This is a genomic window from Paracoccus sp. PAR01 (assembly GCF_014851995.1).
GTDB lineage: Bacteria > Pseudomonadota > Alphaproteobacteria > Rhodobacterales > Rhodobacteraceae > Paracoccus > Paracoccus litorisediminis.
Window position 1 is genome coordinate 1 of record NZ_JACVAW010000014.1, and the last position, 16,596, is coordinate 16,596.

The 16,596-nt window shown below is 64.8% G+C and carries 18 protein-coding genes; 17 read left to right on the top strand and 1 reads right to left on the bottom strand.

Going from position 1 to position 16,596, the window contains the following annotated elements:
* Positions 1-446: 446 nt before the first annotated feature.
* On the bottom strand, positions 447-866 hold the full coding sequence (locus IB235_RS17785; protein ID WP_192337828.1) for a hypothetical protein: 420 nt from the start codon (positions 864-866) through the stop codon (positions 447-449).
* A 395-nt stretch (positions 867-1,261) separates the two neighbouring features.
* On the opposite strand from IB235_RS17785, the gene IB235_RS25220 reads away from it, so the two are divergent.
* From IB235_RS25220 to IB235_RS17865, 17 genes are all read left to right on the top strand, one after another.
* Entirely contained in the window at positions 1,262-1,459 is a 198-nt protein-coding gene (locus IB235_RS25220; RefSeq protein ID WP_225612448.1) for a hypothetical protein, read from the top strand.
* A 9-nt stretch (positions 1,460-1,468) separates the two neighbouring features.
* A complete protein-coding gene (locus IB235_RS25885; RefSeq protein WP_225612449.1) occupies positions 1,469-1,840 on the top strand; it encodes a linear amide C-N hydrolase in 372 nt (123 codons plus the stop codon).
* Positions 1,841-2,629: 789 nt separating this feature from the next.
* Positions 2,630-3,784 carry an acyl-CoA dehydrogenase family protein gene (locus tag IB235_RS17795; protein WP_192337829.1) on the top strand — a complete coding sequence of 385 codons (1,155 nt, stop codon included), beginning with the start codon at positions 2,630-2,632 and terminating at the stop codon, positions 3,782-3,784.
* Positions 3,785-3,800: 16 nt separating this feature from the next.
* A complete protein-coding gene (locus tag IB235_RS17800; RefSeq protein ID WP_192337830.1) occupies positions 3,801-4,907 on the top strand; it encodes an LLM class flavin-dependent oxidoreductase in 1,107 nt (368 codons plus the stop codon).
* Positions 4,908-4,919: 12 nt separating this feature from the next.
* Positions 4,920-5,951, top strand: coding sequence for an ABC transporter substrate-binding protein (locus tag IB235_RS17805; protein ID WP_192337831.1), 1,032 nt, complete (start codon positions 4,920-4,922; stop codon positions 5,949-5,951).
* 10 nt (positions 5,952-5,961) lie between these two features.
* Entirely contained in the window at positions 5,962-6,957 is a 996-nt protein-coding gene (locus IB235_RS17810; RefSeq protein WP_192337832.1) for an ABC transporter permease, read from the top strand.
* Positions 6,951-7,742, top strand: coding sequence for an ABC transporter ATP-binding protein (locus IB235_RS17815; RefSeq protein WP_192337833.1), 792 nt, complete (start codon positions 6,951-6,953; stop codon positions 7,740-7,742). The genes IB235_RS17810 and IB235_RS17815 overlap by 7 nt, the downstream gene beginning before the upstream one ends.
* A gap of 10 nt (positions 7,743-7,752) precedes the next feature.
* Positions 7,753-8,190, top strand: coding sequence for a DUF1775 domain-containing protein (locus IB235_RS17820; protein ID WP_192337834.1), 438 nt, complete (start codon positions 7,753-7,755; stop codon positions 8,188-8,190).
* Positions 8,187-9,719 carry a copper resistance CopC/CopD family protein gene (locus tag IB235_RS17825; RefSeq protein ID WP_192337835.1) on the top strand — a complete coding sequence of 511 codons (1,533 nt, stop codon included), beginning with the start codon at positions 8,187-8,189 and terminating at the stop codon, positions 9,717-9,719. Before IB235_RS17820 ends, IB235_RS17825 begins: the two co-directional genes overlap by 4 nt.
* A 159-nt stretch (positions 9,720-9,878) precedes the next feature.
* On the top strand, positions 9,879-11,207 hold the full coding sequence (locus IB235_RS17830; protein WP_192337836.1) for an LLM class flavin-dependent oxidoreductase: 1,329 nt from the start codon (positions 9,879-9,881) through the stop codon (positions 11,205-11,207).
* 20 nt (positions 11,208-11,227) lie between these two features.
* Complete coding sequence (locus IB235_RS17835) at positions 11,228-12,199, top strand: ABC transporter substrate-binding protein (protein WP_155041261.1); 972 nt, start codon at positions 11,228-11,230, stop codon at positions 12,197-12,199.
* Positions 12,199-13,083 carry an ABC transporter permease subunit gene (locus IB235_RS17840; RefSeq protein ID WP_192337837.1) on the top strand — a complete coding sequence of 295 codons (885 nt, stop codon included), beginning with the start codon at positions 12,199-12,201 and terminating at the stop codon, positions 13,081-13,083. Before IB235_RS17835 ends, IB235_RS17840 begins: the two co-directional genes overlap by 1 nt.
* On the top strand, positions 13,056-13,793 hold the full coding sequence (locus IB235_RS17845; protein ID WP_192337838.1) for an ABC transporter ATP-binding protein: 738 nt from the start codon (positions 13,056-13,058) through the stop codon (positions 13,791-13,793). The genes IB235_RS17840 and IB235_RS17845 overlap by 28 nt, the downstream gene beginning before the upstream one ends.
* Entirely contained in the window at positions 13,790-15,316 is a 1,527-nt protein-coding gene (locus IB235_RS17850; RefSeq protein WP_225612450.1) for an FAD-dependent oxidoreductase, read from the top strand. The genes IB235_RS17845 and IB235_RS17850 overlap by 4 nt, the downstream gene beginning before the upstream one ends.
* Positions 15,313-15,663 carry a ferredoxin family protein gene (locus tag IB235_RS17855; protein ID WP_192337839.1) on the top strand — a complete coding sequence of 117 codons (351 nt, stop codon included), beginning with the start codon at positions 15,313-15,315 and terminating at the stop codon, positions 15,661-15,663. The genes IB235_RS17850 and IB235_RS17855 overlap by 4 nt, the downstream gene beginning before the upstream one ends.
* A gap of 42 nt (positions 15,664-15,705) precedes the next feature.
* Positions 15,706-16,230, top strand: a complete 525-nt coding sequence (locus tag IB235_RS17860; protein ID WP_192337840.1) for a cupin domain-containing protein — start codon at positions 15,706-15,708, stop codon at positions 16,228-16,230.
* Positions 16,231-16,242: 12 nt separating this feature from the next.
* Positions 16,243-16,560 (top strand): rhodanese-like domain-containing protein, encoded by a 318-nt coding sequence (locus IB235_RS17865; RefSeq protein ID WP_192337841.1) that lies wholly within the window; start codon positions 16,243-16,245, stop codon positions 16,558-16,560.
* The last annotated feature ends 36 nt before the right edge of the window (positions 16,561-16,596 follow it).

The window sequence follows — 16,596 nt, forward strand, 5'->3', positions numbered from 1 at the left end:
AGTTTGACCGCGACCCGGGGGAGTGCAGATCCTTTGGCCCGACGCGCTATCCATGAAGGACAGCCGACAGTCTATCCCGGTCATGTCGGCAGTGCATTCGAGGACGGTTCAACCTGCGTCGCGCGTGGAAATAGGTCTGTCGTTCGACGTGACTACCTGCTCACAAGTTGGCTTACGCGAGGCGGGTTCGTCCCTGTGGGATCTCACGTGGTAATTAACGCGCAAGCATGCAGATGTTTTGCTGGGGCAAGAGAGATTTGCGATGCGGCATTGATGGCTTAAAACCGCTAGGTCGCGCCGATGACCGGGCCGCGCAACTGCATATCATAGCCATGCCCATCATCCCTGTAATTGAAGACAAGCACCTTGTAACCAACCGATAGCGAGGCATTCGTCGGAGACGATTTACCATCGCCAGTAGCGACAGGTTTTGTCCGCACCTATGCTCAAACCGCCAATATCCTCTTGGCCTGTACGCACCATGCCTCTTTGGCAGTTGCAAATATCCGCGCCCCGGCAAGAGGGTTCAACCACGAGAAGTTTTCCTTGAACCGACGAGACTGGCCCAATGCCGAAACCGTCAGGCAGTTCGAGATGGGCCAATACCGCGCTCCTGCCAGTGCATCCAGCATGATATTATCGGACTCGTAGAATCGATAGCCTTCCTGCAGGGTCAGATTGAACTGCTTGGTATCGACCTCTTCGTCGATGCTGAGGCCCGACGATAAACCGTTCTGGGCGGGAAGCGGCCCAATAGTTCTGCTTTCGGTCAACGACAAGCAGCATGTCAGCCGACCAGACCCATTTCCCTTTTCGCCCCAGACATTCAGGAAGCCGGCCAGAGTGAAGCTCAGCACCACGGCCATACTGTGGCCAACTCTCCGGCCCGTCTTATCGATATTGGCGCCAACGGAAACTCTTTCCCAAGGCGGGTCTTTTGCGAAACTCCTCGATAAAGCTGCCATGAGCATAAGCGGAAATCGCCCTTTCCTATCCCAATCGTCGCGGCGCTTATCGCCGGAACCACCTTGTCAGGCATGGCCGAGGCGTGCATCCGGTTGGTCTATCATCGCGCGCATGATCAGATCATCACGGCTCGATTATTGGACTGGAAGGTTGATACCGGGACCAATCTCTGGGTGTTTCTACGAGGCATGCAGCGCAATGGCGCGGCGCGGCCTAATTCGATCGAATGGACCTCAAAATATGGCAGTGTGATCGTCTCGGCCTAGACATCTCGACCACGGATGGGATGAATAAGATGGGGCTGGTTGCGGGTATCCTTTGGCAGCTTGAATCCAAGTATCAGGAATTCGACGGTAGCCAGATCGGGTTGAGCGTGGCCGCTTGGGCGCAATATCTGCTGGACAATTTCGCCACCCTCGCGAAGGCGGCGTCATCGGCGCTGGAGGCTGAGCCCTTCACGCATTTTGCGGGCGGTATGGCGGGTAAGGATTGACCGGCGACATTGCATCTGCCGATCTCGGGCAAGGCTGGCGACAGCACGATCATCGAGAATATCGACGGCAAGCGGGTGATCCATCATAGCCAAGAATATCAGGTGATGACCAATCCCCCGATCTTCGAAGAGCAGTCTGCGCTTGAAACCTATTGCCACAGATCGAGGGAGGGTCATGCTGCCCAGCACGACCGTGCCTCGAACCGTTTTGCTTGGGCGTCTTTTAGGCCAATGCGATCTCGAAGACCGAAGCCCCGGTTGAGAGTCTTGCCAGCGTCTTCGGGGGTGATCCGCAGTGCTTCGGTGCCCTACAGTATCTACACGCCGGATCAGCCGAACAGCGCGCCTCCGAAAAGGGACATAGCTGAGGATGGATATTAACTACGGTCAGCATTCGTAGCTTTTGGTCCAAGGCCAGTTGGTCATGCCCATTCGGCGGGACAACAATCCCCCGGACTTTTTCTGGTCCACCCCATTCCATTGCCCAAACATCCTTCGGAGCGACGGCCTCGGCACGATCTTCGCGCAACTTCGCCTTCACTCTCCGCTACGGCGTCTTGATCCTGGGCTGCATGCCCATCGACATCCAGCCCGTCGAGAACAACATGAAGCGCTCACGTGTTTCGCAGGTCTCCTTGATCCGCGCTTTCAGCGCAGGCGGATCGGTGCGGCGGGACTTCTCGTAGTAGCTTGAACAATCGACCCGCAAGGCCTCGCACGCCCAACGGATCGAGACTGCCAGTCAGCACACATCCCGCGAACCTGTTCACGCGTCCGTTCCGGCTTCAGAGCTTTCGCCGAGTAACGTCCTGCACAATCTCGCGAGGGGTGAGAGCTACGACGATTTTCTTGAGCCGCACATTCTCATCCTCGAGCAACTTCGGTCGCCACATCTCGTCAGGCAACAAGCCGCCGTACTTTTTCAGTTGAAGTAGGCCGCCTGGCTGATTGCTGCCTGAAGGCTGATCCATCCTCGCCTTGCTCCAAAATGAACGCCTTCTGCGCCTGCGTGAACTTCGATGCTTTCCTGCGTTTCCGCCCCTTTCCCAGCTTTCGACAGGCAGCGCAGATAGCAAATGCTTCCCTTTCGTCGCCCGCCTTTGGAATAGAGTCTGTCAGGAAACACGACTACAGTAATCGTGTTTCCTGACGCCACCCAAGGGCCAGTTCATGCTCATCAGCTCAGTCACATCCCAGCCCGCCGAGGTGGAAATCGCGCGCAGGCTGGGCGACGAATTCGCGACCACCGCTGCCGAAGACGATCAGGCCGCGCGGTTTCCGGGCCGCCACGTCGCGGCTCTGCGGGAGGCAGGTTTGCTGGCTCTGACCGCGCCCAAGGAATTGGGCGGGCAGGGCGGTGGTCTGGCCTTGGCCGCGCAGGTCATCCGCGAAATCGGCCGAGGCGATCCGGCCGTCGCGCTGATCTTGGTCATGCAATATGCCCATCTGGCGACGCTGCATCGTAGCCGCTGGCCCTTGGAACTCGCAACGCGGGTTGTGCGTGGCGCTGCCACCGAAGGCGCGCTGATCAACGCGCTGCGCGTCGAACCCGAACTGGGCACGCCGATGCGCGGAGGCCTGCCGGCCACGATCGCCCGCCGGACCGAGGACGGCTGGTTGCTGTCGGGGCGCAAGATTTATTCGACCGGCAGCGAGGGCCTGCGCTGGGGTGTCGTCTGGGCCCGCACCGACGAAGACGAGCCGCGCGTGGGGCAGTTCCTGGTGCCGATGGATGCGCTTGGGGTGCATATCCAGCCCAATTGGGACACGCTGGGCCTGCGGGCATCGTCAAGCCATGACGTGCAATTCGAGGATGTCTTCCTGCCCGCCGACCATGCCGCGGATATCCGGCGGCCCTCGGAATGGGCCATCCGCGGCGACGAGGCCGCCGCCTGGGCCAGCCTGCTGATCGCGGCACTTTACACCGGCGTGGCCGAGGCCGGGCGCGACTGGATCGTGAGCTTCCTGAAATCCCGCGTTCCGGCCAATCTGGGCAAGCCGCTGGCCGAATTGCCGCGAATGCAGGAAGCCCTTGGTGCGATCGAGGAACGGATCGCGGTGAACCTGCGGCTGATCCTGTCGGCCTCGGGGGAAGCCGATGCCGGAGAGCCACCTACCGCGCGCGAAACCGGGATCATCAAGCATGTCGCCACCGAAAACGCCATCGCCGCCGTCGAAGGCGCGCTGAAGCTGGCCGGCAATCACGGCATCAGCCGCCGCAATCCGCTGGAACGTCATTACCGCGACGTTCTGTGCGGCCGCATCCACAGCCCGCAAGAAGACAGCGTTCTGGTCACCGCCGGACGCGCCGCCCTGGGACTTTGACACAAGGAGAACCGCCATGTCCGTCGAATTCATCGGCTTCATCGGAAATCACAATGCCTCGGAAACGGTGGCCCGCCACGGTCCGATCATCGACCGTGAATTTATCCGCGCCTCGGCCGCGATCCACGAGGAAGGCGGCTTTGATCGGGTGCTGCTGGCCTTTCACTCGGCGACGCCCGACAGCCTGTTCGTCGGGCAATATGTCGCCAGCCGAACCACCCGGCTCAAGCTGATGCTGGCGCATCGGCCCGGCTTCACCGCGCCGACATTGGCGGCACGGCAGCTGGCCACGCTGGACCACCTGACCGATGGGCGTGTCGCGGTGCATATCATCACCGGCGGCAATGACCGCGAATTGCAGCAGGACGGCGACTGGCTGACCAAGGACGAACGTTACGCCCGTAGCCGCGAATATCTGGATATCATCCGTCAGGAATGGTCCAGCGCCGAACCCTTCGACTATGCTGGCGAATACTATCGCGTCAGGGGCGGGTTCTCGGATGTGAAGCCTCAAGGCCCCGAGGGCGTCCCGATCTATTTCGGCGGCTCATCGCCCGCCGCGATCGAGGTCGCGGGCCAGCATGCCGATGTCTATGCCCTATGGGGCGAGACCTACGATCAGGTTGCCGAGACCATCGCCGCCGTGCGCGCCGCTGCCGCGAAACATGGCCGCAATCCGCGCTTTTCGCTATCGCTGCGCCCGATCCTGGCCGAGACCGAGGATGCCGCCTGGGCCAAGGCAGCCCGCATCCTTGAAAGCGCCAAGGCCCTGCGCGCGGCGGGCGGCGGGCAGCAACTGGTCAATACGCTCAATCCGGCCCAGCCCCAGAACGAGGGCTCGCGCCGGTTGCTGGCGGCGGCGGCCAAGGGCGGGCGGCTGGACAAGCGGCTCTGGACCGAGATCGCCGCGCTGACCGGGGCAAATGGCAATTCGACCTCGCTGGTGGGCACGCCCGATCAGGTGGCCGAGGCGATGCTGGACTATTACCGGCTGGGCATCTCGACCTTCCTGATCCGCGGTTTCGACCCGTTGCCGGACGCGCTGCAATACGGGCGCGAACTGATCCCGCGCGTGCGCGCGCTGGTGGCCAATGAAACCCTTCACAGCCACGCTGCAGAATAAGGAACCTCCATCATGACCCAGAATGTTGTGACCACGTCGCGCCGGACGCTGCTGCGTTCGGGCCTTGGCGCGGCTTTGGCCGCCCCCTTCCTTGGCCTTGGCGTCGGGTCATTGGCCCGCGCACAGGGTGCGGCGGGGCTGAAGCCGATCAAGTTCGCCTCGAACGCCTCAGCGATCTGTCTTGCCCCGGTATTTGTCGCGCAAGAACATGGCATCTTTGAAAAGCACGGGTTGCAGGTCGAGATCGTGAACTTCGGCGCCTCGACCGAGGCGCTGCTAGAGGCGATCGCCACCGGCAAGGCGGATGGCGGCATCGGCATGGCGCTGCGCTGGCTGAAGGCCCTGGAGCAGGGCTTTGACGTCAAGATAACTGCGGGCACGCATGGCGGCTGTTCGCGTCTGGTGGCGCTGCAATCGACCGGGATCAAGGATCTGGCCGACCTGAAGGGCAAGACCATCGGCGTCACCGATCTTGCCGCGCCCGGCAAGAACTTCTTCTCGATCCTGCTGCATCAGGCGGGCATCAATCCGGAAACCGACGTGAAATGGCGCGCCTTCTCGACCGACGTGCTGGAGCTTGCTGCACAGCGGGGCGAGATTGATGCCATCGCCGACGGCGATCCGCGCGCCTATTTCTGGCTGAACGACACGCCCGGCAAATATGTGCAGGTCGCCTCGAACCTTGACCACGGTTTCGAGAACCGGGTCTGCTGCATCGCCGGTCTGTCGGGTAGCCTGTTGCGCGACGACCCCGATACCGCCCGCGCCCTGACCCGCGCGCTGCTGGAGGCGCAGGACTGGACGGTGGCCAAACCCGAGGACGCGGCCAAGGCGTTCCTGCCGCAGGCCCCCAAGAACCGGACCGTCGCGGATCTGATCGCGGTGCTTAAGGACCAGACCCATGACCACACGCCGACCGGTGCCGATCTCAAATCCGAGATCGCGCAATATGCCGAGGAGCTGCGCGCCATCAACATCTTCCGCCGCTCGACCGATCCGCAGGAATTCGCGGAACGGGTCTATGCCGACGTGCTGACCGCGTAAGGGGGACAAGATGGCTTCCATCGACATCGAGGCCGAGATACGGGCCGAACCACCGGCGCGTGCTCCGGTTCAGCGGGTCACCCTGCTGGCCGCGCTCAGCTGGTTTGCCGCAGCGGCGATCCTGCTGCTGTGGCAGGACCTAACCTATCAGCCGCTGGTCCGCGAACTGGCGCTGGTCTGGGGGGCAGTCGGCGTGGCGCTGGTGGCGCTTGGCCTTGCCGGGTCGCGGCTGGGCCGCGTCGGGCGCTGGACGGCCTTGCGGGCGCCGTGGCTTTTGGCCATCGGCATCGGCATGGCCGTCTGGACCGTGCTGACCGCCAAGACCGGGACGCTGCCGCAGCCCTTCTTTCCGACGCCGCAGGCCTTGCTTGAGGTCTTTATCTATGACTGGCCCAAGATCCTGCACAGCGCGTCCTTCTCGGTCTGGTTGCTGGCCAAGGGGTTCTTCTTTGGGGCGCTGGCGGGCTTTGCGATCGGCGTCGGCATGGGCTGGTCGCGGGCGGTCAGCTACTGGGTGACGCCGCTGTTGCGCTATATCGGCCCGTTGCCCGCGACGGCATGGCTGCCGCTGGCCTTCTTCATCTTTCCGACCTCGGGTTCGGCCAGCGTTTTCCTGATCGCGTTTTCCACGGCCTTCCCGGTTGCGGTCCTGACATGGTCGGGCATCGCCTCGGTCAACCGCGATTACTATGAGATCGCGCGGACGCTGGGTGCCTCGCCTTTGTTCCTGATCACCCGCGTGGCGATCCCGGCTGCCCTGCCGCATGTCTTTGTCGGGCTGTTCATGGGGCTGTCCACGTCCTTCGCCGTGCTGGTCGTGGCCGAGATGCTGGGCGTCGAGGCAGGCCTTGGCTGGTATCTGCAATGGGCACAGGGCTGGGCAGCTTACGCCAACATGTATGCTGCGCTGTTCGTGATGGCGGCGATGTGCTCGGGCCTGATCACGCTTCTGTTCCGCATCCGCGACCGCGTGCTGGTCTGGCAAAAAGGAGTCGTCCGTTGGTAGCTTCGGCACTGAAGACCGTCCCGCAAGCGGCGGGCACCGAGATCAACATCCAGACGGTCTCGCATCACTTCGATCTGGAAGGCGCGCCGCTGCCGGTGCTGGACGATATTACCTTCGATATCGAACCCGGCTCATTCGTCGCACTGCTTGGCCCCTCGGGTTGCGGCAAGTCCACGCTGCTGCGCCTGATCGCGGGGCTGGATCACCCGGCGCAGGGTCAGATCCAGGTCGCGGGGGAAAAGGTCGCCGATCCCGATCCCTCGCGCATTCTGGTGTTTCAGGACCCGACGTTGTTTCCCTGGCGAAATGTCCGGGCCAATGTCGCGCTGGGGCTTGAGGCGCAGGGCACCCTGAAATCCGAAGGCCATCGCGTCGACGAGGCGATCCGGCTGGTCGGGCTGAACGGCTTTGACAAGGCCTATCCGCATCAGCTTTCGGGTGGCATGGCGCAGCGCGTGGCACTGGCCCGCGCGCTGGTCAACCGTCCGAACGTCCTGCTGCTGGATGAGCCTTTGGGCAAGCTGGACAGCCTGACGCGAATGACGATGCAGACCGAACTGGTGCGGCTTTGGCAGCAAAGCGGCCTGACCGCCGTGCTGGTCACCCACGATGTCGAAGAGGCGCTGTATCTGGCGCAGCGGGTCATCGTCTTTGGCCCGCGTCCGGCGCGGATCGTCGCCGATCTGCAGGTCGATCTGCCCTATCCACGCCATCGCGGCGACCCGCGTCTGGCTGAACTGCGCCATCAGGCGCTTGGCCATCTGGGTCTGGATTCAAGCTGGTAACAACATGACAATGAAAACGACACGACTGACGGCGGCCATTCTGGCATCGCTGCTGCCCCTGCCTGCACTGGCGCATATCCACATCGCCCCCGAACAGGCCCGGCGCGGCGAGGCTGTCGAACTGGCGCTGGTCGTCGGACATGGTTGCGCCGGGGCCGCGACCACGGCGCTTCGCGTCGCCATTCCGGCGGGCCTCAGCGCCGAGCCTCTGGCCCAGCCGGGCTGGCAGCCGGTCATCGGCAATGGCGAGGTTGGCTGGCAGGGCGGGCCGCTGCCCGATCACGACAAGGCCCGCCTGATTCTGCGTGCCACCATCGCCGATGACGCGCCCGAGTCCATCGCGCTGCCGGTGGTGCAGGTCTGCGGCGACAAGCAGGTGCGCTGGATCGAGCCCGGCGCGCAATCCGAAAGCCCGGCCCCGGTCCTGCAGGTACTGCCCGCGCAATGAGCCTTGCCGCCCGTATCGCGGGGGCTCTGATCGCGCTACTCCTGTCCGCAGGGGTGGCGCTTTCCCATGCCAGCCTGATCGCCTCGGACCCCGCCGATGCCACGGTTCTGGAGGCATCCCCACCCTCGATCTCGCTGACCTTCAGCGAGCCGGTGCGCCCGCTGGTCGCGCGCCTGACCACGGCGGATGGCAAGACCCGGCTGCTGCCGCCGCCCGATCCGGCAGAGATGCGCCTGACCTATGCGCTGCCGCCGGATCTGGCGCAGGGCAGCCATCTGGTGTCATGGCGCGTGACCTCGGCGGACGGTCATCCGGTGGCCGGGGCCTTGCTGTTTTCGGTAGGCGCGCCAAGCGACGCGATTACGGTCCAGTCCGACGCGCCGATGCTCACCCGTGCGGGTGTCTGGGCGTTGCGGGCCATATTCATCGCGGCGCTGTTTTTCGGGATCGGAGGTGCCGTGAATGCGGCCTTCCTGACCGGGCGGCGCGCGGTATTTCCGCGCCTTGCGGCGGGGGCGGGGCTGTGCCTGCTGCCCGCTCTGGCCGGGTTTAACGGGCTGGAATTGCTGGCCTTGCCGCCCTCGGGCCTGCTGGGCACCGCGCCCTGGCGCGAGGCGGTGACAGGTCCGCCCGGTCTGGCCTTTGTGCTTGCCGGGACGGGGCTGGCGCTGGCGCTGCTGCCGGGACGCGTGGCGGCCGCGCTTGCTCTGATCATGGCCGGACTCGCTGCGGCGACGACGGGCCATGCGGCGACCGCTGCGCCGCAATTGCTGATGCGGCCTGCGGTCGCCCTGCATGTGATTGCGGCGGCTTTCTGGATCGGTGCTCTGGTGCCGCTTCTGGCCGATCTGGCGCAAGCGGGGCAGGGCGCGCTGCGGCGGTTCTCGGCGGCGATCCCTTGGGTTCTGGCGCTGCTTCTGGCCTCGGGCGTTGCGATTGCGCTGGTGCAACTAGGCCATCCGGCAGCACTGTGGTCCACGGCCTATGGGCGGGTGCTGTTGGTCAAGCTGGCGCTGGTCGCGCTGCTGCTGGTACTCGCGGCCCTGAACCGGCATTGGCTGACCCCGCGTGCCGAAAGCGGCAATCCGCGGCCCTTGCGCATCGCCATCGGGGTTGAGGTGGTTCTGGCGCTGCTGGTCATCGGCACCATCGCCCTGTGGCAGTTCACGCCGCCGCCTCGCAGCCTGCCGCAAGGCCCGCCCAGCACAGTCATGCAACTGAACGAAGGGGCAATTTCGGCGCGGCTGGAAGTGTCGCCCCCGCGCGTCGGCACGGTCACGCTGCGCCTGTCCGATCTGCGTCTGGACGGTCAGCCGGTCAACGACATGCCGGTCGAGATCGAACTTTCCAAGCCCGCCTATGGGTTGGGCCCATTTCGCCACCAGATCACCGCGGCGGCGGGCAGCGTTGATGCGGGCCGGTTCCTGCTGCCGCTGGACGGTTACTGGGTGCTGCGGCTGAAGGTTCTGGCCAGCGATTTCCGCGTCGAAGAACTGCGCGATCTGATCGAGATCGCGCCCGCCCGCTGACGGCGCGGGAATCCTGATCCGCAGGGGCGTGGTCGGGCAGCAGTTTCCTTCTCTCATCGGGGGCAAGTTTGGAATTCATCGGGACGCAAACACGGGGTTATCTGGCGGCAAGTAAACACGGCAAGAATCATCGTGATTTGCCAGGGAAAGGAATGCCAGATGAGTGCGCGTCAGCTGAAACTTGGCTTCATGATGCATGGCAACGGCACCGGCTGGGGCGATTGGCGTCATCCGCGCGCCACCGCCGGCGCCTCGACCGATTTCGCCTATTACAAGCGTCAGGCGCAATTGGCCGAGGCGGCGAAGTTCGATTTCCTGTTCGTTGCGGACAGCGTCCATATCACCCCGAAATCCAGCCCGCATTACCTGAACCGGTTCGAGCCGCTGACCATTCTGTCGGCGCTTGCGGCGGTGACCGAGCATATCGGGTTGGTCGGCACCCTGACCGTCAGCTATGCCGAGCCCTTCAATGTCGCGCGCCAGTTCGGCTCGCTCGACCATATCTCGGGCGGGCGCGCGGGTTGGAATGTGGTGACCAGCTGGCTTGAGGGCTCCGCCCGCAACTACTCGCGCGAGAAGCATTACGACCACGCCACCCGCTACCGTCTGGCGGCTGAGCATCTGGATGTCGTCCAGGGTCTGTGGGATTCATGGGAAGACGATGCCCTGACCCATGACAAGGCGGGCGGGCAGTTCTTCGACCCGACCAAGCTGCACCGCTTGGACCATCACGGCCAGTTCTTCCAGGTCGAGGGGCCGCTGAACCTGTCCCGTTCGCCGCAGGGCCAGCCGGTGATCTTTCAGGCCGGGGCCTCCGAGGATGGCAAGAACTTCGCCGCCGCGCGCTCGGACGCGATCTTTGTCCAGAATGACGACCTGCAATCGGCCAAGGCTTATTATGCCGACGTCAAGCGCCGCGCGGCGGGCTTCGGGCGCGACCCGGATGAGCTGTTCGTGCTGCCCGGCCTGCGCCCGGTCATCGGCTCGACCGAGGCCGAGGCCGAGCGCAAATATCAGGAATTCATCGCCCTGACCTCGATCGAGGACGCGCTGCTGATCATGGCGCGGTCGTTCAATGAGCACGACTTCTCGCAATATGACCTTGATGCGCCCTTCCCGGATGTGGCGCGGTTTGCGGAAAACTCGAACCGTTCGACCTCGGAGCGGGTGATCCGGCTGGCCCGCGATGAAAACCTGACACTGCGTCAGACCGCGCAGCGCTTCGCCACTCCGCGCACCGATTTCGTCGGCACCCCCGAACAGGTCGCGGATGCCTTCCAGCGCTGGTTCCTTGAGCCAGCCGCCGACGGGTTTGTCTACAACAACTCGCTGCCCGATGAACTGTCGGTCTTTGCCGAAACGGTCGTCCCGATCCTGCAGGATCGCGGGATTTACCGCCGCGAATATCAGGGCACGACTTTCCGCGAACAACTCGGGCTGCCCAAGCCCGCCAACCGTCACAGCATTCGCCGCATCGCGGCTGAATGAACCCGAAATAGGAGCCTCCCATGAGCACGATCACACGCCGCGCCCTTGCGGGCCTTGCCGCCGCCGCCACCCTGTCGCTGGCCCTGCCGGGTTTTGCGCAGGATCTGTCCACCGTCACCCTGCGCGTCGGCGATCAGGTCGGCGAACAGCGCGCCCGGCTTGAGGCCGCGGGCCTTCTGAACGACCTGCCCTACAAGATCGAATGGTCGGTCTATCCGGCCGCCGTCAACCTGCATGAGGCGCTGAAGGCTGGCGCGGTCGATATCGGCATGTCCGCCGACAGCCCCGCCGTCAGCGCCATTGCGGGCGGGTCGAAAATCAAGATCGCGGCGGCCTTCAACAATGGTGGGCTTGGCACCTCGATCATCGTTCCGAAGGACAGCCCGATCCAGACTTTGGCCGACCTGAAAGGCAAGACCATCTCGCCGACCACGCGGGGCAGCGTCGCGCATTACCTGACTTTGGGCAGCCTGAAACAGGCAGGGATCGACCAGAAGGACGTGAAACTGGCCTTCCTGACCCCGGCCGATGCCTCGGCCGCGTTCCAGTCCAAAGGCGTCGATGCCTGGGCGATCTGGGGCATCTACAAGGCCCGCAGCATCGGCGTCCTTGGCGCGCGTGAGATCTTCAACGGGCAGGGCGTCAATACCGGCAATATCGTCTATGCCGTGACCGAGCCGACCTTGGCCGATCCCGCCAAGCTGAAGGCAATTCAGGATTACCTGTCGCGGATCGACAAAAGCTACGCCTGGGCGCGCGACAACAAGGAAGACTTCCTGACCTTCTATGAAGGCTTTACCAAGCAGGACCGCGCCACGGTCGAGCCGCTTTTCCCGGAACAGACTGCCTATCAGCCCCGCGCCATCGATGATGAGTTTGTCGCCGGGCTGCAGAATGTCTTTGACACCTGGGTTGAAGCGGGCGTGCTGACCGGTTCGCTGAACCTTGGCGATTACGTCTATCGCGATCTGCCGAAACTGGCGCTGAACTGATGAGCATCACCGAGATCGCCCGCGGCTACGCCCCCCCGCGCGAGGCCGAAAGCGCCGCCGGTTCCTCGGGTCCGGCCCGCGCCGATCTGGTCCGCCTGACCCCCGCGACGGCGCGGGGGACACGGGTGCCGCGCTGGCTGCGACGCACGACGGGGCCGGTGGTGCTGGTGGCGCTGTGGCATCTGGCCTCAAGCACCGGCATCCTGCCCGCCGAGGTTCTGGCCGGACCAGGAACGGTCCTGTCCAGTGCCGCCAAGCTGATCGAAAGCGGTGAATTGCAGGCGGCCATCGTCGTCTCGATGAGCCGCGCGATGACTGGCCTTGCCATCGGCGGCAGCATCGGCGTGCTGCTGGCGGTGCTGTCCGGCCTGACCCGGCTGGGTGAGGATATGGTGGACGCGCCCATGCAGATGCTGCGCACGGTCCCGAACGTGGCGCTGATCCCGCTGCTGATCATCTGGTTCGGCATCGGCGAGGCACCCAAGATCGCGCTGATCGCGCTGGCCACGGCGTTCCCGCTGTATCTCAACGTCTATGCCGGCATCCGCGGCGTCGACCAGTCGCTGATCGAGGCAGGGCGGACGCTGGGCCTTAGCCGCTGGGGTCTTGTGCGCCATGTCATCCTGCCCGGCGCGCTGCCGAATGCCTTGGTCGGGCTGCGCTATTCGCTGGGCATCGCTTGGCTGGCGCTGGTCTTTGGCGAACAGATCAACGCGACGGCGGGCGTGGGCTACCTGATGGCCAATGCGCGCGAGTTCTTTCAGACCGACGTGATCGTCGTCTGCCTTGTCGTCTATGCCTTCCTCGGCCTTGCGGTCGATCTGGTTGTGCGCACACTTGAAAGGATCTTCCTGTCATGGCGACCCAGCTTCACCGGCGCCTGAGCGCGCCCGCCGCCGTGGCGGTTCATGGTCTGACCCGCAGCTTCGGCACGCGTCGGGTGATCGACAACCTTGACTTGAATATCCAGCCCGGTGAGTTCGTGGCCCTGCTGGGGGCCTCGGGCTGCGGCAAGTCCACGCTGTTGCGTATCCTTGGCGATCTGGACCCGGAATTTTCCGGTGAGGTCACCGTTCCCACCCGCCGCGCCATCGCCTTTCAGGCGCCCCGGCTGATGCCCTGGAAACGGGTCTGGCGCAATGTCCTGCTGGGCCTTCCGGGTCGCCCCGATCGCGCCCGCGCCGAACGCGCTTTGGACGAGGTCGGCATCGGTCACCGCGCCGATGTCTGGCCCAAGGTGTTGTCGGGGGGCGAGGCCCAGCGGGCCTCGCTGGCCCGCGCGCTGGTGCGCGAGCCGGACCTGCTGCTGCTGGACGAGCCATTTGCCGCGTTGGACGCGCTGACCCGGCTAAAGGCGCAGGCCTTGGTGGCCGAGTTGTGGCAGCGCCACGGCTGCGCGGTGCTGCTGGTCACCCATGATGTCGAAGAGGCGATCCTTCTGGCCGATCGTGTTCTGGTGATGAAGGACGGTGTCATCGCTCATCAGGAGAGCATTGCCCTGCCGCGTCCCCGCGACGTGGCTGACCCGGAATTTGCCCGTATCCGGGGCGAGTTGCTGGATTGGCTGGGCGTGCGACAGGGGGCAGCGCATTGAGGGCGGGCTTCTCCATCACCACCGATGTGCTGGTGATCGGCGGCGGCATGGCGGGCGCATGGGCCGCCATCGGCGCGCGCCGGGCCGGGGCCTCGGTGGTGCTGGTCGAAAAGGGTTGGTTGGGCACGTCGGGCGTTACCGCGACGGCCGGACCGGGCCATTGGTGGGTCGCCCCCGCCGACCGCCCCGCCGCCATCGCCAAGCGGCTGGCACAATCGGGCGGGCTGAACGACCCGGTCTGGATGGAGCGCATCCTCGAAACTACATGGGAAAGCCTGCCAACCATTTCCGATGTCTATGATTTTTCCCGCGATGAGCAAGGACAGCCGCGCTACCGCGCACTCCGCGGCCCGGAATATATGCGCGCGCTGCGCCGCCGGCTGGAGCAGATTGGCGTCACCATCATCGACCATGCCCCGGCGCGGGAACTGCTGCGCCATGCCGATGGCAGCATCGGCGGCGCGCGCGGTATTCGCCATCCCGGCGGCACCGATTGGCAGGTGGAAAGCGGCGCGGTCGTCCTTGCGACCGGGGGCACATCGTTCCGTTCGCATCTGCTGGGGTCGCATAACAACACTGGCGACGGCTACCTGATGGCCGCCGAGGCGGGCGCGCAGCTGTCGGGGATGGAGTTCACCTCGGTCTATTGCATCGCACCGGCGCGCACGACGCTGACCCGCTCGATGTCCTTTGCCTTTGCGACCTATTACGATGAGGCCGGGCAGGTCCTGCCCATTGGCGGACCGGATATCACCCGGCCCTTGGCGGCGGCGCTGCTGCAAGGCCCGGTCTTTGCCGATCTGGCCCGCACCCCCGCCGATATCCGCGCGCAGGTCCCGACCATTTCGCCGAATTTCCTGCTGCCCTTCCGGCGCTGGGGGATCGACCCCTACACCCAGAAATTCGAGGTCACCCTGCATGGCGAGGGCACGATCCGCGGCATTGGCGGCATCGCGGTCGAGGACAGGGATTGCGGCGCGGGCGTGCCCGGCCTGTTCGTTGCGGGCGACGCGGCGACCCGCGAACTGGTGGCGGGTGCGATCTCGGGCGGGGGGAACATCAATTCGGCATGGGCGCTGTCCTCGGGGCAATGGGCCGGGGCAGGGGCCGCGCGTTTCGCCGCGCGCAGCACCCGGCGCAGCGGCGCTCAGGGGATAGGCGGGGCCGGGCTGCATCCGGCCGGGGGACCACAGATCGACGCCCCCGCGATCCTTGCACAGGTGCAGGACGCGATGCTGTCCTATGACAAGGCGCTGTTCCGCGACGGGGTGCGTCTGCGCGCCAGCCTTGCCGTGCTGGATCAGGCCTGGTCCGTGCTGGCTGGCTCCGACCTGCGCGAGTTGGCGGCGATGACGGCCTCGGCCCGCTGGTCGCTGCTGGCGTCGATCACCCGCGCCGAAAGCCGCGGCATCCACCAACGCGAGGACCATCCGCAACCCGATCCCGCACTGGCGCGGCGCATCCGGGTGCATGGGCTTGATCGCCCGATTGCCGCGCCCGAACCGGAAAGGCAGGCCGCATGATAGAATTCATCCTGTCCGACAGCTGCAACGCCTGTGGGACCTGCGTCGAGGTCTGTCCGACTGGGGTTTTTGACGCCGTGCCCGGCCAGCCCCCGGTCATCGCACGGGCAGGGGATTGCCAGACCTGCTTCATGTGCGAACTTTACTGTCAGCAGGACGCGATCTTTGTCGGGCCGGATGCCGAGCGGGCCGAGGGCTTTGACGCCCAGACCACCCGTAGCAGCGGTCTGATGGGCGAGATGCGCCGCCATCACGGTTGGGACGAATGGGCCTTGGGTGGGCACTATCCGAACCAGCACTGGCGGATGGAGGATGTCTTTGCCCGCGCCCGTGCGGCGGCGGAATGAAATGGAAAGTAGCGGTCCATCGGGCCGCGGAAGGAGAGGCAGATGCCCCACGACCACGGCCATGACGGCCACCATCATCGTCACGATCACGACCATGACGACGTTCCGCGCTGGAAGCATGACGGCGTGCGCGTCATCAAGGGTGACCAGCTGGATTCCAACACCGCCCAGACCCCCGGCATGTTCCGGCAGGCTGCGATCAACCATGCCCGCGTCGGTGCGCAGAAAATCTGGGCCGGCACCGTGGCCATCCAGCCCGACGCCAAGACCGGCGTTCACCATCACGGGCCGCTGGAAAGCGTGATCTATGTTCTGCGCGGCAAGGCCCGCCTGCGCTGGGGCGAGCGGCTGGAATATGTGGCCGAAGCCGGACCCGGCGATTTCATCTATGTCCCGCCCTATGTGCCGCATCAGGAAATCAACGCCGATCCCGATCAGGTGTTGGAATGCGTCCTTGTCCGCTCGGACAACGAAGCCGTGGTGGTCAACATCACCGATGTCGATCCGATCGAGCCTCCCGAAACCGTCTATTGGGTCGACCCGATCCATTCCGCCCCCCAATCCTGAAGGAGAGTTTCCATGTCCAATACCCGCATCACCGCCGACGAACTGCCCGCCGATCTGGCCGGGACCGACCTGCTGATCGATGTGCGCGCCCCCAAGGGACGGGCCGAGAATGGCGAGATCGCCTCGGCGGTGATCCTGCCCAAGCAACTGGTGGCGAATGTCTTTTCCGGAGCCTTCGCCTCGGTGCCGAAGGACGCGCGGATCGTCGTCTTCTGCGGCTCGATCAATGGCTCGGGTCCGGTGGTCGAGACCCTGACCGGTCTTGGTTACACCAATGTCGTTGATGTCGACGGCGGCTTTGCTGCGCTGAAAGAGCGCGGCGTCGCCTGACGCCCGTAGACCACTGATCTCATGAGTGAAAGATCT

Excerpts from the sequence above, each read along its gene's own strand:
- IB235_RS17800 (WP_192337830.1), top strand. The coding sequence starts at position 3,801 with ATGTCCGTCGAATTCATCGGCTTCATCGGAAATCACAATGCCTCGGAA.
- IB235_RS17820 (WP_192337834.1), top strand. The coding sequence starts at position 7,753 with ATGAAAACGACACGACTGACGGCGGCCATTCTGGCATCGCTGCTGCCC.
- IB235_RS25220 (WP_225612448.1), top strand. The coding sequence starts at position 1,262 with ATGGGGCTGGTTGCGGGTATCCTTTGGCAGCTTGAATCCAAGTATCAG.
- IB235_RS17845 (WP_192337838.1), top strand. The coding sequence starts at position 13,056 with ATGGCGACCCAGCTTCACCGGCGCCTGAGCGCGCCCGCCGCCGTGGCG.
- IB235_RS17805 (WP_192337831.1), top strand. The coding sequence starts at position 4,920 with ATGACCCAGAATGTTGTGACCACGTCGCGCCGGACGCTGCTGCGTTCG.
- IB235_RS17785 (WP_192337828.1), bottom strand. The coding sequence starts at position 866 with ATGGCCGTGGTGCTGAGCTTCACTCTGGCCGGCTTCCTGAATGTCTGG.
- IB235_RS17825 (WP_192337835.1), top strand. The coding sequence starts at position 8,187 with ATGAGCCTTGCCGCCCGTATCGCGGGGGCTCTGATCGCGCTACTCCTG.
- IB235_RS17855 (WP_192337839.1), top strand. The coding sequence starts at position 15,313 with ATGATAGAATTCATCCTGTCCGACAGCTGCAACGCCTGTGGGACCTGC.
- IB235_RS17840 (WP_192337837.1), top strand. The coding sequence starts at position 12,199 with ATGAGCATCACCGAGATCGCCCGCGGCTACGCCCCCCCGCGCGAGGCC.
- IB235_RS17835 (WP_155041261.1), top strand. The coding sequence starts at position 11,228 with ATGAGCACGATCACACGCCGCGCCCTTGCGGGCCTTGCCGCCGCCGCC.
- IB235_RS17810 (WP_192337832.1), top strand. The coding sequence starts at position 5,962 with ATGGCTTCCATCGACATCGAGGCCGAGATACGGGCCGAACCACCGGCG.
- IB235_RS17830 (WP_192337836.1), top strand. The coding sequence starts at position 9,879 with ATGAGTGCGCGTCAGCTGAAACTTGGCTTCATGATGCATGGCAACGGC.
- IB235_RS17865 (WP_192337841.1), top strand. The coding sequence starts at position 16,243 with ATGTCCAATACCCGCATCACCGCCGACGAACTGCCCGCCGATCTGGCC.
- IB235_RS17795 (WP_192337829.1), top strand. The coding sequence starts at position 2,630 with ATGCTCATCAGCTCAGTCACATCCCAGCCCGCCGAGGTGGAAATCGCG.
- IB235_RS17860 (WP_192337840.1), top strand. The coding sequence starts at position 15,706 with ATGCCCCACGACCACGGCCATGACGGCCACCATCATCGTCACGATCAC.